We start from the raw sequence: 25,502 nt of genomic DNA on the forward strand, positions 1-25,502 counted from the left end.
TTAATGTGGTGTCTGCTCCACTTTTTTAATCGTAGTATTTATCTAGAGCATTCCAATAAAAGGTATTTACAAATCACATAAAAAACTTGACATAAGCCCTTTAAAAAACAATCTGAAACAAATATTGAAAATGAATTTAGCTAGCGTTTATTTTCTACCTCAAAAGTAAATCAGACACTTCTACTTAATAAAAAAAATGATACAAGAAGAACATTCTATGTCATGAAACAAGAGAAAACAAGTCATGTAATTATTTTAATAAAATCGATCAACAAAAAATCGTAATCAATTAATAATAAATACTTTACATTAAAAAAACCCAATTAAGAAAAATTAGAATAGAATACTTTTTATAATTTAATAAAATTAAAAAAACACAACCATCAGCCACCAAAAAATCGGAATACTTTCGACCCAAAAAGAAGTGTAGTATTTAGACCGCTTTTCATTCGCAAAAAGAATAAAAAGTGACAAAATAAAAACCATAACTAAATTAATTCCCAATTGATTTTTATCAAAATTAGATTTAAGGAATTCTAAAAAGTAAAAAGGCAACAACAATGATACCCCTAAAATCTTGGTACGTTTTACTCCTATTTGCTGTGGAACTGTTTGCAAATGTGGATCATCATTTGCTAGATCAATAATTTCAAAAATTAATATCAGTACAAAAACCAAAATAAAACGTTGTACACATTTTAAATAAAAATCAGAAGTAAAAGTAATTTCAGCATTAATTAAAGGCAAGACCAAGGTAGCTCCAACCCAACAAAGCGCAACTATATAGATTTTGACTCCTGCCCAATTACGAGCATTTTTTCTATTTGGAAAAAATGGAAGTGTATAAAGTGCCGTAATTGCAAGTATCCCAACCGAAACAATTTGAGTTATTCGTTTTAATTGAAAAAAATAATAACCAACCAATAAAAGAGAACAAAAGCTAAAAACAGCAATAATTTTTAGTTGATTGCCTATTGGCACTTTGTTTACACGAACCAATGCATCGTATTTCACAAAATTATATCCCACAATTGTTCCAAAAAAAACAAACAATGAGATTGATTCATCATACTCAATACCAAACATATGGAATGTTAAACGTACCAATGCATAACATGATAAAGCTACATGAATGCTACTAATGATATAAAAATTAAATAGCTGCGTAATTACCTTCATATAACAAAAATAATCAATTATTAAGAAATCAACCCTTTAGTTGTAAATTTCACAAAAAATGCATTAAAAAATAGCAATTAGATTATTATTAATACTTAATTTTGCACCACAAAAAAACAACACTTTTACTACTATATGAAAACAGATGCTTTTGCTTTAAGACACATTGGTCCAAGAGAAACAGACCATCAACAAATGTTGAAAACAATCGGAGTTGAATCTATTGAACAACTCGTTTATGAAACGCTTCCAGATGACATTCGTTTAAAAGCACCATTAAACTTAGATCCTGCAATGACAGAATATGAGTTTTCAAATCACATACACCAATTAGGAAATAAAAATAAGGTTTTTAAATCATATATTGGTTTAGGATACAACCAAGCTATCGTTCCAGCGGTTGTTCAAAGAAATGTTTTTGAAAATCCAGGATGGTACACCGCATATACGCCTTACCAAGCAGAAATTGCTCAAGGTCGTTTAGAGGCAATCCTTAATTTCCAAACTACAGTTATAGAATTAACTGGAATGGAGATTGCCAATGCATCTTTATTAGATGAAGCAACTGCTGCTGCTGAAGCAATGGCACTTTTATTTGATGTAAGATCAAGAGATCAGAAGAAAAACGAAATCAATAAGTTTTTTGTTTCTGAAGAAATTTTACCACAAACATTATCAGTTTTACAAACTCGTGCAACACCAATCGGAGTTGAATTAGTTATAGGAAATCACGAAACATTTGATTTCTCATCAGCATATTTTGGAGCAATCCTTCAATATCCTGGAAAATACGGACAAGTTCATGATTATGCTGCTTTTATTTCTAAAGCAAAAGAGAATGAAATAAAAGTAGCTGTTGCTGCTGATATTTTGAGCTTAGCAAAATTAACTCCTCCAGGAGAAATTGGAGCTGCTGTTGTTGTTGGAACAACACAACGTTTTGGTATTCCGTTAGGATACGGTGGACCTCACGCTGCTTACTTTGCAACAAAAGACGAATACAAAAGAAGTATGCCAGGACGTATCATTGGAGTTACAATCGATACCAATGGAAACCGTGCTTTGCGTATGGCATTACAAACACGTGAGCAACATATAAAACGTGATAAAGCAACTTCAAACATCTGTACAGCTCAGGTATTGTTATCTGTAATGGCAGGAATGTATGCAGTATATCACGGACCAAAAGGATTGCAATACATCGCTGATAAAGTTCACGCTGCAACTGCAACACTTGCAAACGAATTAAAAAAATTAGGTGTAGAACAAACTAATACTGCATTCTTTGATACAATCGTAGTAAAAGCTGATTCTAAAAAAGTACGCACCGTTGCAGAACAAAACGAAATCAACTTTTATTATATCGACGAAAACACTATCTCTATTTCATTAAATGAAACAGTAAGTGTTGCTGAGGTAAACGAAATTATTTCTGTTTTTGCTACCGCTACAAATCAAAAAGCTACAACAATTGATAGCTTAACAAATACAAACCATTTCCCAGAGAATTTAAAAAGAACATCTTCTTTCTTAGAACATGATGTTTTCAATAAATACCATTCAGAAACGGCTTTGATGCGTTACATCAAAATGTTAGAACGTAAAGATTTAGCATTAAATCACTCAATGATTTCGCTAGGTTCATGTACAATGAAATTGAATGCTGCTGCCGAAATGTTACCATTAAGTAACCCACAATGGAACAACATTCACCCTTTTGCTCCGCTTGATCAAGCACAAGGATACCAAGAAATGTTGAAAAAATTAGAACAACAATTAAACGTTATCACAGGATTTGCTGGAACAACTTTGCAACCAAACTCAGGTGCACAAGGAGAATATGCAGGACTTATGGTAATTCGTGCGTACCACCAATCAAAAGGAGATCACCACAGAAATATTGCTTTAATTCCATCATCAGCACACGGAACAAATCCAGCTTCTGCTGCAATGGCAGGAATGAAAGTTATTGTTACAAAAACGCTAGAAAACGGAAACATCGACGTAGAAGATTTACGTGAAAAAGCAATACTTCATAAAGACAACCTATCTTGTTTAATGGTAACGTATCCATCTACACATGGAGTTTACGAAAGTGCTATTAAAGAAATTACACAATTGATCCACGATAATGGAGGTCAAGTATATATGGATGGTGCAAATATGAATGCTCAAGTAGGATTAACAAATCCTGCTACAATTGGAGCTGACGTTTGTCACTTAAACCTACACAAAACATTTGCAATCCCTCACGGTGGTGGTGGACCAGGAGTTGGGCCAATTTGCGTTGCGCCACAATTAGTTCCATTTTTACCAGGAAACCCTGTTATTGCAACAGGAGGAGATAACGCAATTACAGCTATTTCTGCAGCTCCATGGGGTTCAGCATTAGTTTGCTTAATCTCTTACGGATACATTTCGATGTTAGGAGCCGACGGTTTAAAAAGCGCAACAGAACACGCTATTTTAAATGCTAACTACATCAAAGAAAAATTAAGCGGACATTACGACACTCTATATTCAGGAGAAATGGGTCGTGCTGCTCACGAGATGATTCTAGAATGTCGTCCATTTAAACAAAAAGGAATTGAAGTTACTGATATTGCAAAACGTTTAATGGATTATGGTTTCCATGCTCCAACAGTATCTTTCCCAGTTGCAGGAACTTTAATGATTGAACCTACTGAAAGTGAAAACTTAGAAGAATTAGATCGTTTTTGTGATGCGATGATTTCAATTCGTAAAGAAATTGAAGCTTCAACATTAGAAGATAAAAACAATGTATTAAAAAATTCACCACATACACTAGCAATGCTTACTACAGATGTTTGGGATTTCCCATACACAAGAGAGCAAGCAGCTTTCCCATTAGAGTATATTGCTGAAAACAAATTCTGGCCAACTGTACGCAGAGCCGATGATGCTTTTGGAGATAGAAATTTAGTATGTAGCTGTGCTCCTATTGAAGCTTATATGGAAGAATAAGAACAAGCTTTTACAATTATACAATCTACCCCGATCAAGAATTCTTGAATCGGGGTATTTTTTTCCAACATACAAACCTTTAATGAAATAAGATGCTATTAACAAATTGAAAAGCCTATATTTTTTATTACTTTAGCTACAAAATAACCCTTTAACTTAAAAAAACGTATATGAAAAAAACACTACACCTATTATGTTCTCTTTTTGTTTTATTATCTATTAGCTGCTCAAGCGATAAAGAAAATGAAATTAATAACGGAGACCAAATCACCAATCAACCAAAAAATCAAAAAACGATATTAAATATTACAGATGCAAAAAGTCTAGTTATGCTAGAAAAATCTCCATCTGGCAAAAACCTCGCAACCGAAACCAATTTATTTAAAATTACTGCAGACGGTAAATACTTACCAGTAAATTTCACAAATATTGATGGCTCTTCAAACGCAACTACTGTCCCTACAGTATACAGTATAAAAAATTTAAATTCAACTTACGTTTTACTTACAGGAAATTTTAATTATACAGACGAAAAAGGAACTCCACAAAGCTACACTAGTATACTGGTAAGAAAAACTGACGGAGCAATTTACAATTCCTCCTCTTTAAACTTTTCGCATGGTAGCAAAAAATTAGGAGAAATTTTACCTAAAACTGATTCTGAAGGAAACATATACTATTACAAAGGATATAACTCAGTTGGAAAATTATCATTAAACAACCCTGATAATATCAATGTTATAGATTATTTACCGAGTGGACAAACTCCTTCATATTTTGAAGTTGACCCAAAAGGAAATTGTATGTATCAATATGGAGAAAGTAAAGGAGTCACAAAGTCTAACGGCACAAAAGATATCCGTATAAAAAAAGCAAACGGCGGAATTTTCGAAGTTAAAATAGAAGGAAGAGATAACAAGGAATTTTGGCTAGGCAATAATGGCAACTTTTATTTTATTACTTATACATGGGATAATAACTACTTCCCACAAATTCATAAAGTAAACATCGATGGTGACAATATCACCACTCCTGTTGTATGGCCTCGTAATGGTACCCCAGTTCCAGATGGCGTTGGACATATGTTTAGAACATCTGGTCAAGGGTCATTTATGATAAAGAAAAAAAATTCAGTTGTATTTATAGATACCTATTATAGTTGGGGAGATATGAATTGGGAATTTTTTGAAAGTGACAATGGAGTTGAAACCATAGACTTACCAAATATAGAAGATGATGCAAAATTTGTCTACTCAAAAGAAAATTATTATATCGCAACAAAAACTGACCTATATAAGGTTAATTTAGATACCCATGCTTACACTAATTTACTTGTATCAGGCGAATATCAAATTTACACTTTAGATGTAGACAATGATGATAAAGTTCAATTTAGTGGTTTAAGATTAAAAGATGGTAAAAAGATTTTTGCAGAAATTAGCAAAGAGGGAGTCCTTAAAATTGTAAATGAAGAAATCAATAAAAAAGCAACTGCACTTGAAAGAATAAATTAATAAAAACAAAAATAAATCTTACAAATGCCTCGATTAATCGGGGCATTTTTTTTGTTCTATAAAATAGTTTTAAAAATAAAATTTCAAGTAGTCGCAATTTACGCTGTAAAAAACCCAAAAAATAACCCCAATAATTAAACTATAACCAAATATTTAAACAAATTACAAACTATTCTATAATTATATGCATGCATAGTAAATATTATGGTTGTAATTATTATTTTATTTCTAAATTAGCCTAAATTATTTAGGAAAAACTGCGTAATGAAAATAAAAATAACTGGAATAGGAAGCTATATTCCACAAAAAGAAGTAAGGAATACAGATTTTGATAAACATGTATTTTTAAATGAAGACGGAACTCCTTTTGGCTACCCAAATGAAGTTGTTATCAATAAGTTCAAAGGAATAACAGGTATTGAAAACAGACGTTATGCAGAAGATCAATATACATCTTCAGATTTAGCATATTTTGCTGCGCAAAGAGCAATCGAAAATGCTAAGATCGACCCAGAAACTCTTGATTACATTATTTTCGCTCACAATTTTGGTGATGTAAAATACGGAACAACGCAATCAGATATACTACCGAGTTTAGCAACACGTGTAAAAAATAAATTAGGCATTAAGAACCCAAAATGCGTTGCATACGATATCCTTTTTGGATGTCCAGGATGGATTGAAGGTGTATTACAAGCAAATGCCTTCATCAAGTCGGGCATGGCAAAACGTTGTTTGGTAATTGGAGCCGAAACACTTTCTAGAGTTGTAGATGATCATGACAGAGACTCTATGATTTATTCAGACGGAGCAGGAGCATCGGTTATAGAAGCTTCAGATGACGAAACTGGCTTATTATCATACGAGAGTGCTACTTTTGCAACAGATGAGGCGGGTTACTTATTCTTCGGAAAATCATACAATCCAGACTTAGATCCAGACACCAAATACATTAAAATGTATGGTCGAAAAATATATGAATTTGCTTTAAGCCAAGTTCCTGCAGCTATGAAAAGCTGTTTAGACAAAAGCGGTATTGCAATCGATGATGTCAAAAAAATATTGATTCACCAGGCAAATGAAAAAATGGACGAAGCCATAATTCATCGTTTTTACAAACTACATGGTAAAACTCCTCCAGAAAACATCATGCCTATGTGTATTCACGATTTAGGAAATAGTAGTGTAGCTACAGTGCCAACACTTTACGACCTAATATTACAAGGAAAAATACAAAATCATGAAATCAACAAAGGCGACGTAATCATATTTGCATCAGTTGGAGCAGGAATGAACGTAAATGCATTTGTATACAGACATTAGTTCCTTATTTAAGAGCTAATCCAGTTATCCACTACAAGTCCACACTTAAAAAACGTGTTTTTTTAAACCTTAAAAAGAGCTTCATAAAGTCGCTTTTTTAAGCTCATAAAAACTACATTTTTTAAGTCGTGGGCTTTTCATTTCTATCTGGGCTAAAAAACTATAAAAAAAGAAGATATTTTGTACCTTTGCACCCTAATTAAAACTAAGAACGAGAGATTGTATCGTTCCTCGAAATAACTATGTACGAAAAAACATTTCCGAATAAACGATTCAAACATACTTTAGAATTTCTAAAAAAGCACATTACAACATCAGAAACCATTTTGGATTTAGGAGTTGAAAATCCGTTTTCAAAAATCATGAAAGCAGAAGGTTTTAAAGTAAAAAATACTACAGGAGAAGATTTAGATATTGACCAAAAAGTATTCGCTACCGAAAAACAAGATGTAGTTACTGCTTTCGAAATCTTCGAACATTTACTAAACCCATTTACTATTTTAAACGAAATAAAATCAGATAAACTATTTATCTCGATTCCAATGCGCTTGTGGTTCTCACCTGCTTACCGTAGTAAAACAGATATGTGGGATAGACACTATCATGAATTTGAAGATTGGCAATTAGACTGGCTTCTCGAAAAAACAGGTTGGAAAATCATCGACAGACAAAAATGGACCAATCCAGTAAAAAAATTCGGTATCCGTCCGTTATTACGAAGTTTTACTAACAGATACTATATTGTTTACGCAGAGAGAAAATAGTTTTCAGCTTATTAAATATGAAATATTACATTGTTATACCGGCACATAACGAACAAGAATTTATTGGTTTAACCTTGCAGTCTTTGATTTCGCAAACCGTTTTACCTAAAAAAATTGTTGTTGTCAATGATAATTCTACCGATAAAACGGAAGAAATTGTATTGGATTATGCCAAAGAAAACCCATATATCTCCTTAGTTAACAAAACCTCAAGTGCTATACATTTACCCGGAAGTAAAGTAATTCAAGCATTTCACAAAGGATTTGAAACACTAGATGAAGATTATGACATCATCGTAAAATTAGATGGAGATTTAATTCTGCCAAACAATTACTTTGAAACAATTCTCAACATTTTTAAAAAGGATCCAAAAGTTGGAATGGCTGGAGGATTTGCTTACATAGAAAAAAATGGGGAATGGATTCTAGAAAACCTAACCGACAAAGATCACATTCGAGGAGCGTTTAAAGCTTATCGCAAAGAGTGCTTCTTACAAATTGGAAATCTAAAGCCTGCAATGGGCTGGGATACTGTAGATGAGTTACTATCTAAATTTTACAATTGGAAAGTTGTTACCGATAGCTCATTAATTGTAAAACACCTAAAACCGACTGGAGCTAATTATAGCAAAACAGCTCGCTACAAACAAGGTGAAGCTTTTTACACTCTTGGTTATGGTTTTTTAATCACAACCGTTTCTTCAGCCAAACTAGCATTAATGAAGAAAAAACCTTTGTTATTCTTTGATTACATCAAAGGATTTTGGAAAGCAAAAAAAGCAAAAACACCTTTATTGGTAACCGAAGCGCAAGCTAAATTTATCAGAAAATATCGTTTGAAAAAAATGAAAGAAAAGCTGTTTTAGTCCAAACAATCAAAAAAACTATAAAATCTAAACCGTAAACTGGCAACTATTTTCGTAATTTAGCCCATATTCGTAAAAACTATGATGCTCATTCGTTATTTATCCCAAATAGGAAGATACTTCTTGATGCTTAAAGAAATTTTCAACAAACAAACCAAATGGTCTGTTATGAAAAAGCTAATCTTTAAAGAAATTGATGACTTAATTATTGATTCCCTTGGTATTGTTTGTTTCATTTCATTCTTCGTAGGTGGAGTTGTTGCAATACAAACAGCATTAAACCTAACAAATCCATTAATTCCTAAATACTTAATTGGTTTCGCAACCAGACAATCTGTAATTTTAGAATTTGCTCCAACCTTCATTTCAGTTATTATGGCTGGAAAAATGGGCTCTTTCATTACGTCTAGTATAGGAACTATGCGTGTTACTGAACAAATCGATGCGCTAGAAGTTATGGGTGTAAACTCATTAAACTATCTGGTTTTCCCAAAAATAATCGCCTTACTATTATACCCTTTCGTAATTGGAATTAGTATGTTCTTAGGTATTTTTGGTGGTTGGTTAGCTGGAGTTTATGGAGGATTCACAACCAGTGATGATTTCATAATGGGAGCACAAATGGAGTTTATTCCATTTCATATCACTTATGCTTTTATCAAAACGATAATTTTCGCCATGTTATTAGCAACCATTCCATCATTTCACGGGTATTACATGAAAGGTGGTGCACTAGAAGTAGGAAAGGCAAGTACAGTAGCTTTCGTTTGGACATCTGTATCTATTATCCTTTTTAATTATATACTAACACAATTGTTATTAGGCTCATGATAGAAGTAAAAAACATAGAAAAATCATTTGGCGACAGCAAAGTACTTAAAGGAGTTTCAACTGTATTCGAAACTGGAAAAACAAACCTAATTATTGGGCAAAGTGGATCTGGGAAAACAGTTTTATTAAAAAGCTTATTGGGTATTCATGCTCCAGATTCTGGAACAATTGAGTTTGACGGTAGAGTTTACTCAGAACTAGATCCAGATGAAAAAAGGGAATTACGTACCGAAATTGGAATGGTATTTCAAGGAAGCGCATTGTTCGATTCCATGACTGTTGCAGAAAACGTTGCTTTCCCTCTTAAAATGTTTACCAATGATCCAGCTTCAAAAATTGAAGACCGTGTAGATTTCGTTTTAAAAAGAGTAAATCTAATTGATGCGCATAAAAAATTACCCTCAGAAATTTCTGGAGGTATGCAAAAACGTGTCGCTATTGCTCGTGCCATTGTAAACAATCCAAAATACTTATTTTGTGATGAACCTAACTCAGGTTTAGATCCAAATACATCAACTTTAATTGATAATTTAATTAAAGAAATCACCGAAGAATACAATATCACAACTGTAATTAATACACACGATATGAACTCTGTAATGGAGATTGGTGAAAATATTTTATTCTTAAAAAATGGAGTAAAAGAATGGCAAGGAACAAAAGAGGAGATTTTTATAACTGACAATAAAGCGATTGTCGAGTTTGTTTATTCATCTAATTTATTCAAAAAAGTAAGAGAAGCTTATTTAAAAGGATAACCTTTCAATAAAATTCCATAAAATAATATAAGCCATTTAGAAATTAAGAAGATTTAGTTCTTCATTATAATTTCTAAATGGCTTTTTTTTGTGGTAAAAACTAGTTTTTTACTGGCAGCAACTCAACCTCTGCATTTGGATTAAAGAGATACGTCTTTCCAGAGCTTATTTCGAGACATTCAAAACGCTTGGTCCTTACGGCCATTTTCTTAAAAATTTTACCGTTATGTATTCTAAAAACGCTTCCAAACGGTATTTCAAAAATATAATTCTTATCGTTTTCTTTGTCATATTGCTTTAAAGCCAATGACAATGTTGTATCAGTATCACTACTTGCTGTTGGATTCTTAAAATGCCTAGCCAGTAATGGCAATAAATGACTTGGAAAAATTTCAGGACGTATAAAAGGAACCATCAATCGCTGGAAAGAATATTTCCATTCGTTTCCGTGAGGCTTTATATTTCTTCCAAATTTTTCGAACGCTACCAAATGTGAAATTTCGTGAATTAACGTAATCAAAAACTTGTATTTATTTAAACTAGAATTTACTGTTATTTCATGTTTGCCACCTGGTCCTTTTCTATAATCTCCATGACGTGTTTGTCTTTCGTTTACAATCTTAAGATGCACACGATTATCAACAATAAGATCAAAAACTGGTCTTACAGCATGTTCAGGAATATATTTTGCTAAGGTTTGGCTCAAGACAATAAATAAATTATGAGTTATGAATTAAGAGTTATGAATTGTGAATTGTGAAATTTATAAGAATGATCTAATTAAATCGAAGGAATCTAAATTAACCCCTCTAATAGCGAACTTAAAACTTTTGATTTTTACAATACTTTCATTCATAACTTATAATTATTTTACGGATTTGTCGAAGAAACTTCTAACACTTTACCATTAAAATATTTATTACCGTTAAGCGTAAAATCATAAATATAAGTAGCCATTCCTTCAGCCGAAATCGGTGCTTGATATCCTGGAAAAGCTTCCTGTAACATTTCTGTTTGAACAGAACCTAAAGCCAAAACATTAAATGAGATACCTTTTTCTTTGTATTCTTCTGCTAATAATTCCGACAATGTAATTACTGCACCTTTACTAGAACTATAAGCAGCAAGACCTGCAAACTTAAGACTTCCGCGAACACCACCAATAGAACTAATAGTCACAACATGACTTCCTTTTTGAAGGTAAGGCAAGCAAACTCTAGTAAGATTAGCTACGGCAAAAACATTTACTTTATAAATGCTTTCAAAATCTTCTTGGGTCGTTTCTGCAAAAGGCTTTAAAAGCAAAGCTCCTGCATTGTGCACCAAAGCATCAACTTTTTTCCAAGTCGAAGAAAGAAATTCATCTACTTTGTATAATTCAGATTCATTAGATAAATCAATAGAAAGACAAGTCACATTAGAATGTTCCAAAAGCAATTGAGGAATTTTTCTTGAAATAGCCAATACTTGATGTCCTGCATTTGCAAATTGCAAAGCCAGCTCATAACCTATCCCTCTACTCGTTCCTGTGATAATAATATTTTTCATGTAGCAAAAATAAGGAAAACCGATAAAAAAGCATAGTTTATTTGGTCATCAAAATCTCTTTCGTTGGAGAACCAGCCATATGAGTTACTGCAGGCAGTAATTCCTGAATAAATGAAGCCATATGTGGCACATCCATTAATTTAAATTCATCTGAAACATGATGATAAAACTCAAAATTCTCAAAATCGAATGTACTTATTGACTGGCAAGGAACTTTGAATGCCTCGTAGAAAGGAAAATTATCTGATCTAAAAAACAATTGATATTCGGCTTCTTTTGGCAAAAACCCAATCGTCTTATCTCCTGTATATTCATTGATTTTTGTTGCCATATTCGATTTATCGAAACCTGTGATATATGCCAAAAATTCACGTTTCATTGGTACACCAATCATTTCTATATTCAGTTGAGTATATAGATTAAAGTTTTTACCTTTTAGTTTTTGAGCTAAATGTTTTGAGCCTAAAAGTCCTTTTTCTTCACCTGCAAAAAATACAAAAAGCACACTTCTTTTATTCGATTTAGTTTGACTAAAGTACTTTGCCATTTCTGCAACTGCTACCACTCCAGACGCATCATCGTTTGCTCCATTATTTATAAAATCACCATTAAGTCCTTTTTTATCAATCCCAATATGGTCATAATGTGCACTCAAAATCACAAATTCTTTTTTCAGAGCAGCATCAGTTCCTTCTAAATATCCAACTATATTATATGCTGGGGCACTAAACGTAGATAAAGTATCTCGATAAGAAGAAAAATAAGGTTTTACTTTATTACTTTTAAAAAAATCTTCCAGAAAAACAGCTGCTTTTTCAATTCCTTTAGTTCCTGTTTCCCTGCCTTCTAACTCATCCGAAGAAAGGTATTTTAAAGTTGAAGCCACATCACTCTCTTTTACTTTATAATTGATTTCTAACTTAGAATCTGGGTGAGTTGTATCGTTATTAACTGTCATATTCGTATTACAGCCAAAAAAAATAAACGGAAATAAATAAAGTACATTTTTCATCATGAAGATTTTGTTTTGGTTAAGCTAAGTTTTAAGCTTTACATTAAAATATTTGTTATACACTTTAAAAGATTGAATACCAGCCAAAACAACAAAAAACAACGGAATAAGAATTGACATCAGATAATTAAAAACAAATGATGTATTCTTAAAAATGAGTTGCAATATTAAAATAAGGCTAAGCATTCCTAAAAAAACTCCAATTAAAGTTCCTGCAATATAATAATATTTATAATTCTTTTCTGTAGAAATATAATTCTCATTTATTAAATACAAATTCCAACCAGTCCAGAAAGGCAACTGCAAAAAATTAAAGCAATTAAGCAATACTCCAATAACAAAAGGGGAATACATTATATACTTCTCTACATAACTATCGCTATTTATGTTTGAATCTGCATGCATATAAAATGAATAAGACAGAATCAGCATGAAAACAATTGCAAAAAAATCAATCCCTTTCATCAACTTTCTATTATTCACCAATTGTTTTGCAAATAATAATGTAAAATAAATAACAAATGATTCAACAAAAACAATTCCTAACAAAAACAGAAACAGATTATTCAATCCTGATTTATTATAGATTTCAAATCCAACCAAATTTAAATATCCAAGCGGAATTGAGCCTAAAAAGCTAACCAAAAAACCTACTGAAATATTTTTAACCCGTTTCATCGTTTCAAAAATTTACGATTTTATTACTTTGTGCCAAGTGCAATCGATATTCATTTATTCCTACTTTATAAGCCAAATATGGCACTCCTTTTTGGTGATTTGCAATGCTTATTTCATACATATAAGTAATATGTCTTGCGAGTTCTTTCCACGCAAACCATAAAGAATGCTTTGGATCATAAATATGTGTCGGCTCACTCGCAGCCCCATTCAATTCGACAATAGAAAAATTTTCTCCTCGTTCTAATTCATCTAAATTATTGTACATGATATCAAACCTCCCAAAATAAAACTCTGGGATTTGTACACAAATAGCATTAATTGTTTGAGTAAGTTCAGGAGTTATCCAATGACTCCCATCTAAAAACTTTGCTCCACGAGCATGATTCCCAAAAGGCACTAAATTAAGCTGCTCACCAGTAGGTAAAACGCGTTGTAATGTTTCACCATACTCTTTCTTTAAAGCATCTAGTTGTAGTTTATACCTAGGGACTTCGTTTATTAACTCTTCGATAGTTGCAATACCATTACCAACAACTATCAGAAATTCTTTAGAAACAATTCCAGTAATTTTACCTGATTTTTCGTTTGGATGACGAACATAGAATATTCCAATCTCATTCTCAAATGGAATAATATCCTGCAATAAGAAATCAAAATTTGCTTTCGTTGCATATTCCTTCAATTCCTCAACACATTTAATTTTTTTTACACCTGAACCTCGCAATCCTATATCTGGTTTTGCGATTAATGGAAACCGAATTCCTTTATCTACAATTGCAGCTACAATATCCAACAAAGCAGATTTCTCTTTAATTAAAACAGTTTTAGGATAATATTTTTGTGGAATCAAATCATAAATTGCTTTTTTACTTTCCATCATAAATCCACCATTTTTAATTCTGGGGTTAGATGCATTGAAGAAAAATATTGACTTTGCTTTAATCGCATAAAAACCCCAAAGAAAATAAATAGGTATATACAAGACTTGAAATGGCCAGTATTCCCAATTGCTGATTTTATGAAAAAATAGTTTCACCTTTTTTAGTTTTAAATTGTAATAAATGATGTTAGGTAATCAAGATTTAGAATCAAATCATAATACCCGAGCATTACTTTATTTTTTTCGATTACAGTTTGAGTAATACTCAATGTTTTTAATTCGTTATCGCGATTAATAACCAATCCGTTTTCTGTGTTATCTTTTTCAGTATATCTATGAAAATCTAGCATTTCTGATGAAGAGATTTCACTTTTACCTGTCAAAAAAGAGCGAAACCAATTGGCTCTTTTTTCTCTAATTTCTTCTGAATATAAAGTAACCGAAGACCATATATGGCTTTCATCAGGACTCAACTCTATAGTTTCTTTTAGGATGCCATCCCAACGCAATTGGAAAAGTCTATTTTTCTGGTATAAAACCAGCGTAAAAGGCTCAATATTTTCTAAATTGATTACATCCCAAAAATCTTTAGGTGATTCCTGTTCTATAATATCCAAAACAATTAATCCACGGCTTTTTCTGTATGGCAATATAACTTCATGTTTTATCGAAGCTCCATTTAACAACACCAAAACAGTTCCTTTATCGTCCAATGCATACCAAGTCCCTCCTGCTTTTGAATCTTTTGGAAAAGTAATATGCCTTCCCTTTCTAATATAGTTTTTAGGCGGAATTGCGCTAGGACGTATTACTTTTTCATCCCGATTGGAAGTCAAAATAATTTTTCCGTTACTATTTACAAAAGTTACTGTACACATTGATTCCTATATTCAATTGTAGAACGAGCTACTCCAAAATTCTTATCCAGCACAATATGATCATACTGCAAAACAGCTACTTTAATCAACGCTTGATGATGAGTGCAATGTTCTAAGTTATACAATAGCTCTCTATAATAATTACTCTGAATTCTAAACGTAAGTCCATTCGCCGTATGCTCCAAGTAAATGATTTTATTATCTCTCTTCAAACCTGATTTTACATCTAGAATGAATTGTTTTGCAAATTGTACTTTGGTTTCGATTCGTTTATCACGCTCTCTATTATCATAATTTAAAATTTCAGAATCATAACTTTTTTCAAGACATTGAAACATTTCAAGAATATGTCTAACATGCTCACCAATACTTGAGTCACTTAAAACTCCGCAAGGTTTTGAATATTCTTTATCAGACAATTGATCTAACAAATTTGTCAACTCGTCTAAACTGTGATTGATTGATTTTAACAACATGACTATTTCGTTTTTAGAAGATTAAATATTTTATTTCTATTTAGATAAAGCAATCCCAAACAACAAATTAATGTCGTTAAGGCAAGTCCAAAAAGGAATCCTCCATCGCCTTTAACTTCAATTCCTAAAACAAATAAATGCGAAAGAATAGCACCACTCATAACACCACTTCCGCATAAAGCTCCAAGCCACGTTGTTCTAGGAATTAAAATTAGAATTGCAACAATTAATTCAGCAATTCCAGTTCCAATTCTTCCATAAGGTTCAACTCCTAAAGTCGAAAAAATATAAATACTCTCAGGAGCACCAGTAAATTTAAAATACAAGGTCTGTAGCAGAATTGCTGAAGCAATTACTCTCAGAATCCAAGCTATATATTCTCTTTTCATGACCTAATTATTTGTATGTCTTTTTCCAATTATTCTCAGCTTTAGCTTTCAAATTTGCTTCGTCTTTATTCCAACTTTTTAAAGTGTTATTAAAAAAGGCATTGTAGAATAAATAAAGCTTCCCATCAATAATTTTAAAAGTTTCAGGGTTAATTTTTACTTTATCTCCTGAATCTCCCATTGCAAAAGCGCACCAGCCACCAAATTGCGGTTCATATACTGTAGGATTCTTGATAAAAGCATCTTTATTTGAAGCTGATGAGAATTTATAAGTAACTCCCATATAAGAAGCCGTAAAATCATCTTTACCTTTTATAGCTTTGTTTTGTTTAAAATAAGCAACAGGATCGTAACCTTGAATAGCAACTTTATTCTCTAAATTAAACTGAGCAATTCTTTTTGCATCATTTTGCGAAAACATATTAATTGATGCTAAAACAAACAGTATTATAACTAGCTTTTTCATCTTACTTTATTTTAAAGTTTTTGCAACTGCAACCAATAATTCGTTAGAAATACGATGTTTAAAGTCTGGGGCTATATATTCAAATCGAATCTCTCCATCGCCATTTAAAATAAATACAGAAGGGACTGGTAAGAATAACTTATTGTCTCCATTTGAATGTACGTTTAAAATTGGCTTATAGTTTTCTGGAGCTTCAAAAACAATTCCCATTGCCTTTGCTAACTCCCCTTTGCTATCTGATAGCAATAAATAATTTACCTTATCTTTCTCTTCGGTAGTTTTTAAATTATTTGGTGAGTCAGGACTTATTGCGATAATTTGATATCCTAAATCTACTAATTGTTGTTCCGCTTCCGCCAAGGCAGATAAATGTGCGTTGCAGTAAGGACACCACCCACCACGGTAAAAAACTAAAATTGTTTTCTTCTTTTTATATAAATCAGAAAGAGTAATATCTTTATTCTCTGATGATTTTAAAGTGGTATTTGGGATTTTTTCACCTATTAATAAAGGTGAAATATCTGTTGCCAATTTTGGCATCATGCTTTGAGCATGTAGCATTGAACTTATTGCTACTAAAGCAATACAAATTATTTTTTTCATAGTCTTACATTTTGATAATGTAAAGCTACTTCGGTATCCCGAACCAAAATGTCGGCTATATTACAGTTCCGATAAAATAATTATAATTTAGTAATATCTTGTATTACAATTTCTTTTCGATTGTAAATTAAAACCTTATTTGTTTCTAATTCATTAATCAAATGTGTTGCCGTTTGTCTTGAAGTGCAGATAATTTGGGCAATATCATTTTGAGTTAAATAGTTTTCGATTGTTACTGAGTTTCCAGACTTCACTCCTTCTTTCTCTGCCCAATCTTTTAAAAACTGAAGCAATCTTGTTTTGGCATCTTTAGAGATTAAATTAGAATAGCTGTTCTTAATGCGTTTCATCTTCAATCCCACGAATTTAGTATAAGATAATGCCAAGCTAGGATTTCGTAATAATAAATCTTCAAAATCCGACATTAAAAAGCTACAAATAGAAACATCTTCTGAGAGAACTTTTGCATATTCATTTGTTTCTTTATCAGTCTCCAAAGTTAATTCTCCAAACAAATCTCCTTTCTGAATAATGTCCTTTATCGTTTCATTTCCATCCTCATCAACTGCAACAATTTTAATGTTTCCTTTTTTCAATAAGAAAATACGAGGCAAATCAGAAGAAGAGAAATAAATAATCTCTCCTTTCTCTGCTTTTTTAAAACCTGTAATGATACACAATTGCTTTATTTGCCCATAACTTAATGTTCGGAACAATTTGTGGTCTCGCAAATACCAATATTTTAAATCTTCGTACATAATATCGAATCTAGGATTGTAAATGTAATTAAATTTTAATTTTAAAAACAAAACCCTTTCGAAGTTAAAATCTCGAAAGGGTTTTTTATATCAATTAATTTAAAAGATTATCCTGCTATAACAGCTCTTGAAATTACTATTTTTTGGATTTCTGAAGTTCCTTCATAAATCTGAGTAATTTTTGCATCACGCATAAAACGTTCTACATGATATTCTTTTACATATCCGTTTCCACCATGAATTTGTACAGCCTCTACAGCAGTGTCCATTGCTACTTGCGAAGCAAATAATTTAGCCATAGCACCACTTACATCATAATTATTGTGTTGGTCTTTATCCCAAGCTGCTTTCATACAAAGATGACGAGCTGCTTCGATGTTTACAGCCATATCTGCCAATTTAAAGGCAATAGCTTGATGATTGCAAATTTCAGTTCCAAAAGCTTTACGCTCTTTCGAATATTTAACTGCTAATTCATAAGCTCCAGAAGCAATTCCTAAAGCTTGAGATGCAATACCAATTCTACCACCAGCTAAAGTTTTCATCGCGAATTTAAATCCAAATCCATCTTCACCAATTCGGTTTTCTTTTGGCACTTTTACATCACTAAACATTAATGAATGTGTGTCTGAACCACGAATCCCCATCTTTTGTTCCTTAGGACCAATAGAAAAACCTGGCATATCTTTAGTCATGATTAAAGCATTAATTCCTTTATGCTTCATTTCTGCATGAGTTTGTACAATTACAATATATACAGAAGCAGTATTACCATTAGTAATCCAGTTTTTAGTTCCGTTTACCAAGTAATGGTCACCCATATCAATTCCTGTAGTCTTTTGCGATGTAGCATCACTACCCGCTTCTGGCTCGCTCAAACAAAAAGCACCATGAATTTCTCCTGAAGCTAATCCCGGTAAATATTTTTGTTTTTGTTCTTCGGTACCAAAAGCTTGAAGTCCCCAACAAACTAATGAATTATTTACCGACATAACTACAGAAGCTGAAGCGTCAACTTTTGAAATTTCTTCCATTGCAATTACGTATGAAGTCGTATCTAAACCACTTCCTCCGTATTTAGGATCAACCATCATTCCCATGAATCCTAGTTGTCCCATTTTTTTTATTTGTTCCGTAGGGAAAATTTGCTTTTCGTCTCTTTCTATCACACCAGGTAACAATTCGTTTTGAGCAAAATCTCTAGCGGCTTTTTGTATCATCAAGTGCTCTTCGGTAAGATTAAAATCCATAGTATTATAAAATAAAAGTTGCTTTTTGTTAAATAAATATATCCAAAGGTAATTTTTTATACTGAAATTTTCAATATTGCTAAGCATTTTTGCCTAAGGAAAATAGACCACTATATCGTTATCGTAATAATATCAAGGACTTCGCCTGATAACGCCGATTTAGTAATAATTAAATTTACATTAATGCGTCCAGAAATACCACTCTAATCTCTCAAAAAAAGAACCTTTTTTGCATAAAAATTTATTTGGTTCATTATAAAAATGCCCTAAAATTGAAATACAAGAAATAGCTATTCTTGATAATTTAATTTTCATCAAAAAAACACAAATTCAAGAATCATGACACCATTTATTCTCATCTCTACAACATTTTAAACAAGCATCGCAAGCATCTAAAATGATAACTATCACAAAACATGCTCAATCCATAAGCCACTAACAACCAAATAAGTAATTTTCAAATGGAAGTTTTCTTACACGAGTGGTTTTCGTAACAAAAACACCTTTTTTATCTGAAAAATATAAAAATTAAAAGTATTTTTGCTAAAACCATATAAATAACAGGAATATGAGAAAAATTCTACAATTGCTTATAGTAATTATGACTTTGCAATTTTCGACCGTTACGGCGCAAAAAGCTTTCAATATCGATGGTGTTATAGTACCTAGAACGATTCAATTTCAAAATAAGACTTTATCCTTAAATGGTGCGGGTGGTAGATCAAAAATGTGGTTAGAAGTTTATGTACAAGCATTGTACTTATCTCAATTAAGTCAAGATCCAAAATTCATTATTGATAGTGATACCGAAATGGCAATTAGAATTGAAATCACTTCTTCAATGGTATCTTCAAACAAATTAACAAAAGCAATGAACAATGGTTTCGAAAAATCGGCTGGAGACAATCTAGAAACATTGCGACCAAGAATCGAAGAATTTAAAACTTTCTTAAGTGATGAAATCACACAAAAGGATGTTTTTAACCTTATATATTCTCCCACTGATACTTCTGTATGGGTGTATAAAAATGATGTTTTGAAAGGAAAAATACAAGGATTCGATTTCAAAAAAGCACTGTTCGGAATTTGGCTATCAGATAAACCAGCTGATGAAAAATTGAAAAATCAATTGTTAGGCAAATAATTATTTTGACATTTTTTAGTCTAAAAACATTGGATAAACTAGTTTTTTAAACAAAATAGCAATAGCCGTTGTGGCAATTAAAATAATTCCCTCTAAACAATTAAGTAGTAAGAGGATATTAACGAGTTGGAATCTTTGTTTTTTTATCTAAATAAATCCTCTAAAATCATCAATTTTAATATTTGTAAGATAAATATCCTTATTATTAATTTAATATTGTAATACTTAAGCTACAAAATAATTGTTAATCTTTATAAATTTTAAAGTTTTTAAAACTGATCTGACTCTACCTCATAAAACGAAACGCATTTTTAAACTTAAAAACTATATTAAAATAATTATTAGATTATAAACAATCTGTTTAAAGAAATTAATCATATTATCTGAAAATTAGACTATTATACTTTAATAAGTTCCTTTTTTATTCTCTCTTAAATACTAAATTTAAGAGAGAATAAAAATGCTATAAGTAGCCTAAAAACACTTCAAAAATAGGCACCTAGTCAACACTTCAAATACTACACAACAAACTGATTATCTGAATAATGACTAAAATCTAAAAGCAATCCTAAATAAGGTACATTCACAAAGAAGAGGGCTTTTTCACTCAAAAAATATAGAAAATAGAAGTATTTTTGTAAAAATCAAATAAATTACAAAAAAATGAAAAATTTTTTAGCCCTACTTACAGTAATTTTAACTTTGCAATTCACAAATGTTACAGCACAAAAAACATTTACTGTAGATGGTGTTGTCTTACCAAGAACAATTCAATTTCAAAATAAAACTTTATCATTAAATGGTGCTGGTGGGAAATCTAAAATGTGGTTAGGATCGTGTGTTCAATCATTATACTTATCTCAGTTAACTCAAGACGCAGAATTTATTATCGATAGTGATACAGAAATGGCTATACGTATTAATATAACTGCTCCAATAGCCCCTTCGAGTAAATTAACAAAACTTATATATAGTCGTTTCGAAAATTCGGCTGGGAATGACATCGAAGCTTTGAGATCAAGAATAGATGAATTTAAGAATTTACTAAGCGGAGAAATGAAGCCTAAAGATGTTTTCAAAATTATTTATTCTCCTATTGATCCAACTATATGGGTTTATAAAAATAATGTTCTAAAAGGAAAAATTAAAGGAATTGATTTCAAAAAAGCACTTTTCAGAGTCTGGTTAGATGACAAACCTGCAGATCCAAAATTGAAAAATCAGTTACTAGGTAAATAATTATTTCAAAGTTCAGTAGCTTTAAAAATAACAACCATTTATTTTCACAAAAAAACTGTTACTATAATATAAAGAAACGATTTCACAGATGCTAAAAAGCAAGTGGAACAACAAAACTGATATTATAACCAATTGAAAACATGGTCAGTAATCATAAAATTGAAGTAATTCATGCAATTTGCCTAAGCTAATCAATCACAATTTCTAAAAATTAAGATTACAGAATTTAAACAAATTTAAAAATCACAAACAACTAAATACCAACAAACTAGACCTAAAACAAAACTTTCTTAGATAAAGTCCTTACTGAAAAAGTGAATTAGAACACCCAAAAAATAAGGAAATTAGAAGTATTTTAGCCAAAATTATAAAATACAATAAAATGAAAAATTTTTTACTTTCACTTACAGTAATTATGACTTTGCAATTTTCAACCGTTTCTGCTCAGAAGGTTTTTGACATTGAAGGGGTAATGGTTCCGAGAACAATAGAGTTTCAAAACAAAACTCTATCGTTAAATGGTGCAGGTGGCAGATCTGCAATGTGGACTGATGTATATGTACAAGCATTATATTTGTCTCAATTAAGTCAGGATGCAAAATTTATTATTGATAGCGATACTGAAATGGCAATCCGAATTGAAATTACCTCTTCTATGGTATCTTCAAAAAAATTAACAAAAGCGATGGATGACAGTTTCCGAAAAACTGCAGGAGACAATCTTGAAGCTTTACAAACCCGCATCGAAGAATTCAAAAGCTACCTAAGTGATGATATCACCAAAAGAGATGTCTTTAAACTTATTTATTCACCTAACGACTCATCTGTTTGGGTTTATAAAAACAATAAACTAAAGGGAAAAGTTCAAGGATTTGATTTCAAAAAAGCACTATTCGGAATTTGGTTAGCAGATAAACCAGCTGATGAAAAATTAAAAAATCAATTATTAGGCAAATAACTATTCTCACCTAATTTGGTTAAAAAAACAGCATTAAGTGAACTATTTGAAATATTTACCATAATACACATTTCGCATTAACCTATTTTTTATATTTGTCTAAATTAAACTAATCGCAGTAAAATGAAAGATTTATTAAAGAAATTTGAAAATAAAGAACCTGAGATCGTATTCAACTGGAAAGATTCTGAAACTGAAGCCGAAGGATGGACAGTAATTAATTCCCTTCGAGGTGGAGCTGCAGGCGGTGGAACCCGAATGCGAAAGGGCTTAGATGTAAACGAAGTTTTATCATTGGCAAAAACAATGGAAGTAAAATTTTCAGTTTCTGGACCTGCGATTGGTGGTGCTAAATCTGGTATTAATTTTGATCCAAACGATCCAAGAAAAAAAGGAGTTTTACAACGTTGGTACAAAGCAGTTTCTCCATTACTAAAAAGTTATTATGGAACTGGTGGTGATTTAAATGTTGATGAAATTCACGAAGTAATCCCAATGACCGAAGAATGTGGTGTTTGGCATCCACAAGAAGGAGTTTTCAACGGTCACTTTAGACCTACTGAAGCTGATAAAATTAACCGAATCGGACAATTGCGTCAAGGGGTTATTAAAGTAATCGAAAATCCAAAATTCTCACCTGATGTAACAAGAAAATATACTGTTGCCGATATGATTACAGGTTTTGGTGTTGCTGAAGCTGTACGTCATTTTTATGCTACTTATGGTGGTGATGTAAAAGGTAAGAAAGCAATCGTACAAGGATTCGGAAATGTAGGATCTGCGGCTGCTTTTTATTTAGCAGATATGGGAGCCAAAGTAATCGGAATTATCGATAGAGATGGTGGATTAATCAAAGAAGAAGGATTTTCTTTTGATGAGATTAAAGCATTATTTTTAGCAAAAGATGGTAATAAACTTGTTGCTGATAACATGATTCCATTTGAAGAAATCAACGAGAAAATATGGACAATTGGAGCCGAAATTTTCACTCCTTGTGCTGCTTCTAGATTGGTAACTCAAAATCAAATCGATGCTTTAATTACCAATGGTCTTGAAGTAATTTCTTGTGGGGCAAATGTACCTTTTGCTGATAAAGAAATTTTCTTCGGTTCTATCATGGAACAAGTAGATAATAAAGTGAGTTTAATTCCTGACTTTATTTCAAACTGTGGAATGGCACGTGTTTTTGCTTATTTCATGGAAAAGAAAGTACAAATGACTGATGAAGCTATTTTTAACGATACTTCAGATACTATAAAAAATGCAATCCAAAAAGCACACGCTTTAAGTGCATCAAAAACAAACATCAGCGCAACTGCATTTGAAATTGCACTGAAACAACTAGTATAATTTTTTTATACCGCATTCTAAACGAATCAAATTAGGCTTTTAAAACCTGTTTGATTCGTTTTTTTATTTATACATCAGTATAAAAGAATCATATAGATTTCAGAACTTAATGCTTAAATCCCTTAGCCCCTTTGATTGTAAACAATTTTTAGTACTTTTAAACGTTTAAATTTAAAACTAATTTTATAAAAATATGGTAATCCCTATTGGCCTAATATCAAGACTACTAGGCAAAGCTAGCGACACGTTTGTAAATGCTCCTGGTTCTGATAAAAAGAAATCAATCATCGTTTCTGTGCTTTTGTATGGATTAATCATACTTCTTTTATTCTTCATTCGTTTTTGGCCACCTGCAAATGGTCTGAACGAATTAGCTGGAGGCGGAGGAGGCGGAGGCGTCACTGTAAACTTTGGAGATAGCGATTTAGGTTCTGGTGCAAATTACAAAAGTGAAGTATTGGAAGTAAAAAACCATGCTAAACAAACTCCTGTAAAATCAACACCGGAAGAGGCCATATTATCACAAGAAAATTCTACTGAAGAAAGTGTTGTTATACCCCAAAAAGAGAAAACTAAAAAGCCTATAACTGTTACAAAACCAGACCCAAAACCTGTAGTTGAGAAACCTAAAGTTTCCAATACTACAAATGATGCTTTATCGAGTATTTTAAAAGGTTCTAACAAAGGGGGTGATGGAGATGATAAAGTTGCAGGAAACAAAGGGAAATCAAACGGAAGCCTAAGCTCTAATGGGTATTATGGAACTGGTGGCTCTGGAGGAGGAACTGGTGGCGGAAACGGCACTGGAACTGGTATAGGAACAGGAAGTGGATATGGCTCTGGAAGTGGCGGCGGATCTGGAAGCGGTTCTGGCGGTGGAACAGGATACTCTCTTGGAAACAGAAAAGCATTATCCAAACCAGCTCCAAACTATACTTGCAATGAAGTTGGAAAAGTAGTTGTTGAAGTTTCTGTAGATAGAAACGGAAGAACAATAAGTGCAATTGCAGGAATTAAAGGAACTACAAACACTGCAAGATGCCTATTAGATCAAGCTAAAATAGCCGCAATGAATACAAAATGGGATGCAAGCAGTGATGCTCCTGAGAAACAAGTTGGTAAGATTATTTACAATTTCAATTTGAATTAAAAAATATAAGAACAATAAAAAAAGGCTTTCAGATTTTAAACTGAAAGCCTTTTTTTATTGCTATCAACTGAATCTCAAATTCAGCTGTTTATAAAACTTTTTATTACTTAGGACTTGTTGCAATAACAAACTTAAGATTATTCCTCACTCCTATTTGAAGCACATCTACCAAATCTTGTACCTGTAGATTAAACGGAATCCTTACAATTACTGTTTGTTCTTTATCTGTACCTAATTTTGACATTAAAGTCGTTTCTAACTCTTCAAAATCTACTGGCTGTTTATCGATGTAGAATTTTTTATCTTCTGTAACCGATAAGCTTATAAATTGTTTGTTTGTTTTTTCATTTGCTTTGGCTTTCGGTAATGTCATTTTTATAACATTAGGATTCGCCAATGTCGATATAATCAAGAAAAACAAAAGCAAGAAAAACATAATGTCACTTAGCGATGAAGTTGCCACCTCGGCATGAAATCTTCTTTTTCTTTTAATAGACATA

The 25,502-nt window shown here is 31.9% G+C and carries 26 protein-coding genes; 12 read left to right on the forward strand and 14 right to left on the reverse strand.

Features of this window, described 5'->3' with window-relative positions; translation table 11 throughout:
• Positions 1–366 precede the first annotated feature (366 nt).
• A complete protein-coding gene (locus LNQ49_RS09615) occupies positions 367–1,179 on the reverse strand; it encodes a hypothetical protein (RefSeq protein ID WP_229988552.1) in 813 nt (270 codons plus the stop codon).
• A 135-nt stretch (positions 1,180–1,314) separates the two neighbouring features.
• Here LNQ49_RS09615 and gcvP point away from each other — a divergent pair, with 135 nt between their 5' ends.
• The 7 genes from gcvP (at position 1,315) to LNQ49_RS09650 (ending at position 10,220) form a co-directional block, all read left to right on the forward strand.
• Entirely contained in the window at positions 1,315–4,164 is a 2,850-nt protein-coding gene (gene gcvP, locus LNQ49_RS09620) for an aminomethyl-transferring glycine dehydrogenase (RefSeq protein ID WP_229988553.1), read from the forward strand.
• A gap of 170 nt (positions 4,165–4,334) precedes the next feature.
• The gene (locus LNQ49_RS09625; RefSeq protein ID WP_229988554.1) at positions 4,335–5,678 is read left to right on the forward strand and encodes a hypothetical protein; all 1,344 of its coding nucleotides are present in this window, start codon (positions 4,335–4,337) and stop codon (positions 5,676–5,678) included.
• A 264-nt stretch (positions 5,679–5,942) separates the two neighbouring features.
• Positions 5,943–7,001 carry a 3-oxoacyl-ACP synthase III family protein gene (locus tag LNQ49_RS09630; RefSeq protein WP_229988555.1) on the forward strand — a complete coding sequence of 353 codons (1,059 nt, stop codon included), beginning with the start codon at positions 5,943–5,945 and terminating at the stop codon, positions 6,999–7,001.
• A 242-nt stretch (positions 7,002–7,243) separates the two neighbouring features.
• Positions 7,244–7,765 carry a class I SAM-dependent methyltransferase gene (locus LNQ49_RS09635; protein WP_229988557.1) on the forward strand — a complete coding sequence of 174 codons (522 nt, stop codon included), beginning with the start codon at positions 7,244–7,246 and terminating at the stop codon, positions 7,763–7,765.
• Between the two features lie 17 nt (positions 7,766–7,782).
• Positions 7,783–8,631 carry a glycosyltransferase family 2 protein gene (locus LNQ49_RS09640; protein WP_229988559.1) on the forward strand — a complete coding sequence of 283 codons (849 nt, stop codon included), beginning with the start codon at positions 7,783–7,785 and terminating at the stop codon, positions 8,629–8,631.
• An 81-nt stretch (positions 8,632–8,712) separates the two neighbouring features.
• A complete protein-coding gene (locus LNQ49_RS09645; protein WP_035619715.1) occupies positions 8,713–9,462 on the forward strand; it encodes an MlaE family ABC transporter permease in 750 nt (249 codons plus the stop codon).
• Positions 9,459–10,220, forward strand: a complete 762-nt coding sequence (locus LNQ49_RS09650) for an ABC transporter ATP-binding protein (RefSeq protein WP_229988561.1) — start codon at positions 9,459–9,461, stop codon at positions 10,218–10,220. Before LNQ49_RS09645 ends, LNQ49_RS09650 begins: the two co-directional genes overlap by 4 nt.
• Before the next feature lie 100 nt (positions 10,221–10,320).
• Here the strand turns inward: LNQ49_RS09650 and LNQ49_RS09655 are convergent, their stop codons facing one another.
• From LNQ49_RS09655 to LNQ49_RS09710, 12 genes are all read right to left on the reverse strand, one after another.
• The gene (locus LNQ49_RS09655; protein ID WP_229988562.1) at positions 10,321–10,926 is read right to left on the reverse strand and encodes a SprT-like domain-containing protein; all 606 of its coding nucleotides are present in this window, start codon (positions 10,924–10,926) and stop codon (positions 10,321–10,323) included.
• A 164-nt stretch (positions 10,927–11,090) separates the two neighbouring features.
• Positions 11,091–11,768 (reverse strand): SDR family NAD(P)-dependent oxidoreductase, encoded by a 678-nt coding sequence (locus tag LNQ49_RS09660; RefSeq protein WP_229988563.1) that lies wholly within the window; start codon positions 11,766–11,768, stop codon positions 11,091–11,093.
• A 37-nt stretch (positions 11,769–11,805) separates the two neighbouring features.
• Positions 11,806–12,780, reverse strand: coding sequence for a M20/M25/M40 family metallo-hydrolase (locus LNQ49_RS09665; protein ID WP_229991329.1), 975 nt, complete (start codon positions 12,778–12,780; stop codon positions 11,806–11,808).
• A 24-nt stretch (positions 12,781–12,804) separates the two neighbouring features.
• Positions 12,805–13,458: a hypothetical protein gene (locus tag LNQ49_RS09670; RefSeq protein WP_229988564.1), complete on the reverse strand. Its 654-nt coding sequence runs from the start codon at positions 13,456–13,458 to the stop codon at positions 12,805–12,807.
• A 4-nt stretch (positions 13,459–13,462) separates the two neighbouring features.
• On the reverse strand, positions 13,463–14,497 hold the full coding sequence (locus tag LNQ49_RS09675) for a D-alanine--D-alanine ligase (protein WP_229988565.1): 1,035 nt from the start codon (positions 14,495–14,497) through the stop codon (positions 13,463–13,465).
• Positions 14,498–14,508: 11 nt separating this feature from the next.
• Positions 14,509–15,219, reverse strand: coding sequence for an NRDE family protein (locus LNQ49_RS09680; RefSeq protein ID WP_229988566.1), 711 nt, complete (start codon positions 15,217–15,219; stop codon positions 14,509–14,511).
• Positions 15,207–15,695 (reverse strand): DinB family protein, encoded by a 489-nt coding sequence (locus LNQ49_RS09685; RefSeq protein ID WP_229988567.1) that lies wholly within the window; start codon positions 15,693–15,695, stop codon positions 15,207–15,209. Before LNQ49_RS09685 ends, LNQ49_RS09680 begins: the two co-directional genes overlap by 13 nt.
• Positions 15,696–15,697: 2 nt before the next feature.
• Positions 15,698–16,084, reverse strand: coding sequence for a DoxX family protein (locus LNQ49_RS09690; RefSeq protein WP_229988568.1), 387 nt, complete (start codon positions 16,082–16,084; stop codon positions 15,698–15,700).
• A 7-nt stretch (positions 16,085–16,091) separates the two neighbouring features.
• Positions 16,092–16,550 carry a YHS domain-containing (seleno)protein gene (locus LNQ49_RS09695; protein WP_229988569.1) on the reverse strand — a complete coding sequence of 153 codons (459 nt, stop codon included), beginning with the start codon at positions 16,548–16,550 and terminating at the stop codon, positions 16,092–16,094.
• A 6-nt stretch (positions 16,551–16,556) separates the two neighbouring features.
• Entirely contained in the window at positions 16,557–17,153 is a 597-nt protein-coding gene (locus tag LNQ49_RS09700; RefSeq protein ID WP_229988570.1) for a peroxiredoxin-like family protein, read from the reverse strand.
• Between the two features lie 80 nt (positions 17,154–17,233).
• Positions 17,234–17,911, reverse strand: coding sequence for a Crp/Fnr family transcriptional regulator (locus tag LNQ49_RS09705; protein ID WP_229988571.1), 678 nt, complete (start codon positions 17,909–17,911; stop codon positions 17,234–17,236).
• A 107-nt stretch (positions 17,912–18,018) separates the two neighbouring features.
• On the reverse strand, positions 18,019–19,161 hold the full coding sequence (locus LNQ49_RS09710) for an acyl-CoA dehydrogenase family protein (protein WP_229988572.1): 1,143 nt from the start codon (positions 19,159–19,161) through the stop codon (positions 18,019–18,021).
• A 568-nt stretch (positions 19,162–19,729) separates the two neighbouring features.
• Here LNQ49_RS09710 and LNQ49_RS09715 point away from each other — a divergent pair.
• The 5 genes from LNQ49_RS09715 to LNQ49_RS09735 all read left to right on the forward strand — a co-directional run bounded on the left by LNQ49_RS09715 (position 19,730) and on the right by LNQ49_RS09735 (position 25,002).
• The gene (locus LNQ49_RS09715; RefSeq protein WP_229988573.1) at positions 19,730–20,305 is read left to right on the forward strand and encodes a chalcone isomerase family protein; all 576 of its coding nucleotides are present in this window, start codon (positions 19,730–19,732) and stop codon (positions 20,303–20,305) included.
• A gap of 663 nt (positions 20,306–20,968) precedes the next feature.
• Positions 20,969–21,544 (forward strand): chalcone isomerase family protein, encoded by a 576-nt coding sequence (locus tag LNQ49_RS09720; RefSeq protein ID WP_229988574.1) that lies wholly within the window; start codon positions 20,969–20,971, stop codon positions 21,542–21,544.
• 382 nt (positions 21,545–21,926) lie between these two features.
• Entirely contained in the window at positions 21,927–22,502 is a 576-nt protein-coding gene (locus tag LNQ49_RS09725) for a chalcone isomerase family protein (RefSeq protein ID WP_229988575.1), read from the forward strand.
• 123 nt (positions 22,503–22,625) lie between these two features.
• Complete coding sequence (locus tag LNQ49_RS09730; protein WP_229988576.1) at positions 22,626–23,852, forward strand: Glu/Leu/Phe/Val dehydrogenase dimerization domain-containing protein; 1,227 nt, start codon at positions 22,626–22,628, stop codon at positions 23,850–23,852.
• A gap of 193 nt (positions 23,853–24,045) precedes the next feature.
• Positions 24,046–25,002, forward strand: a complete 957-nt coding sequence (locus LNQ49_RS09735) for an energy transducer TonB (RefSeq protein WP_229988578.1) — start codon at positions 24,046–24,048, stop codon at positions 25,000–25,002.
• Positions 25,003–25,105: 103 nt separating this feature from the next.
• Here the strand turns inward: LNQ49_RS09735 and LNQ49_RS09740 are convergent, their stop codons facing one another.
• Positions 25,106–25,501 carry an ExbD/TolR family protein gene (locus tag LNQ49_RS09740; protein WP_229988580.1) on the reverse strand — a complete coding sequence of 132 codons (396 nt, stop codon included), beginning with the start codon at positions 25,499–25,501 and terminating at the stop codon, positions 25,106–25,108.
• Position 25,502 lies beyond the last annotated feature (1 nt).

The organism is Flavobacterium pisciphilum (assembly GCF_020905345.1).
In the GTDB taxonomy this organism is placed as follows: Bacteria; Bacteroidota; Bacteroidia; order Flavobacteriales; family Flavobacteriaceae; genus Flavobacterium; species Flavobacterium pisciphilum.

What these genes read in the sequence shown, in the direction of transcription:
- LNQ49_RS09695 (WP_229988569.1), bottom strand. Translation starts at nt 16,550, where the DNA reads ATGAAAAAGCTAGTTATAATACTGTTTGTTTTAGCATCAATTAATATG.
- LNQ49_RS09690 (WP_229988568.1), bottom strand. Translation starts at nt 16,084, where the DNA reads ATGAAAAGAGAATATATAGCTTGGATTCTGAGAGTAATTGCTTCAGCA.
- LNQ49_RS09715 (WP_229988573.1), top strand. Translation starts at nt 19,730, where the DNA reads ATGAGAAAAATTCTACAATTGCTTATAGTAATTATGACTTTGCAATTT.
- LNQ49_RS09725 (WP_229988575.1), top strand. Translation starts at nt 21,927, where the DNA reads ATGAAAAATTTTTTACTTTCACTTACAGTAATTATGACTTTGCAATTT.
- gcvP (WP_229988553.1), top strand. Translation starts at nt 1,315, where the DNA reads ATGAAAACAGATGCTTTTGCTTTAAGACACATTGGTCCAAGAGAAACA.
- LNQ49_RS09660 (WP_229988563.1), bottom strand. Translation starts at nt 11,768, where the DNA reads ATGAAAAATATTATTATCACAGGAACGAGTAGAGGGATAGGTTATGAG.
- LNQ49_RS09640 (WP_229988559.1), top strand. Translation starts at nt 7,783, where the DNA reads ATGAAATATTACATTGTTATACCGGCACATAACGAACAAGAATTTATT.
- LNQ49_RS09700 (WP_229988570.1), bottom strand. Translation starts at nt 17,153, where the DNA reads ATGAAAAAAATAATTTGTATTGCTTTAGTAGCAATAAGTTCAATGCTA.
- LNQ49_RS09730 (WP_229988576.1), top strand. Translation starts at nt 22,626, where the DNA reads ATGAAAGATTTATTAAAGAAATTTGAAAATAAAGAACCTGAGATCGTA.
- LNQ49_RS09615 (WP_229988552.1), bottom strand. Translation starts at nt 1,179, where the DNA reads ATGAAGGTAATTACGCAGCTATTTAATTTTTATATCATTAGTAGCATT.
- LNQ49_RS09635 (WP_229988557.1), top strand. Translation starts at nt 7,244, where the DNA reads ATGTACGAAAAAACATTTCCGAATAAACGATTCAAACATACTTTAGAA.
- LNQ49_RS09710 (WP_229988572.1), bottom strand. Translation starts at nt 19,161, where the DNA reads ATGGATTTTAATCTTACCGAAGAGCACTTGATGATACAAAAAGCCGCT.
- LNQ49_RS09665 (WP_229991329.1), bottom strand. Translation starts at nt 12,780, where the DNA reads ATGAAAAATGTACTTTATTTATTTCCGTTTATTTTTTTTGGCTGTAAT.
- LNQ49_RS09650 (WP_229988561.1), top strand. Translation starts at nt 9,459, where the DNA reads ATGATAGAAGTAAAAAACATAGAAAAATCATTTGGCGACAGCAAAGTA.
- LNQ49_RS09735 (WP_229988578.1), top strand. Translation starts at nt 24,046, where the DNA reads ATGGTAATCCCTATTGGCCTAATATCAAGACTACTAGGCAAAGCTAGC.
- LNQ49_RS09705 (WP_229988571.1), bottom strand. Translation starts at nt 17,911, where the DNA reads ATGTACGAAGATTTAAAATATTGGTATTTGCGAGACCACAAATTGTTC.
- LNQ49_RS09630 (WP_229988555.1), top strand. Translation starts at nt 5,943, where the DNA reads ATGAAAATAAAAATAACTGGAATAGGAAGCTATATTCCACAAAAAGAA.
- LNQ49_RS09645 (WP_035619715.1), top strand. Translation starts at nt 8,713, where the DNA reads ATGATGCTCATTCGTTATTTATCCCAAATAGGAAGATACTTCTTGATG.
- LNQ49_RS09680 (WP_229988566.1), bottom strand. Translation starts at nt 15,219, where the DNA reads ATGTGTACAGTAACTTTTGTAAATAGTAACGGAAAAATTATTTTGACT.
- LNQ49_RS09625 (WP_229988554.1), top strand. Translation starts at nt 4,335, where the DNA reads ATGAAAAAAACACTACACCTATTATGTTCTCTTTTTGTTTTATTATCT.
- LNQ49_RS09720 (WP_229988574.1), top strand. Translation starts at nt 20,969, where the DNA reads ATGAAAAATTTTTTAGCCCTACTTACAGTAATTTTAACTTTGCAATTC.
- LNQ49_RS09685 (WP_229988567.1), bottom strand. Translation starts at nt 15,695, where the DNA reads ATGTTGTTAAAATCAATCAATCACAGTTTAGACGAGTTGACAAATTTG.
- LNQ49_RS09740 (WP_229988580.1), bottom strand. Translation starts at nt 25,501, where the DNA reads ATGTCTATTAAAAGAAAAAGAAGATTTCATGCCGAGGTGGCAACTTCA.
- LNQ49_RS09670 (WP_229988564.1), bottom strand. Translation starts at nt 13,458, where the DNA reads ATGAAACGGGTTAAAAATATTTCAGTAGGTTTTTTGGTTAGCTTTTTA.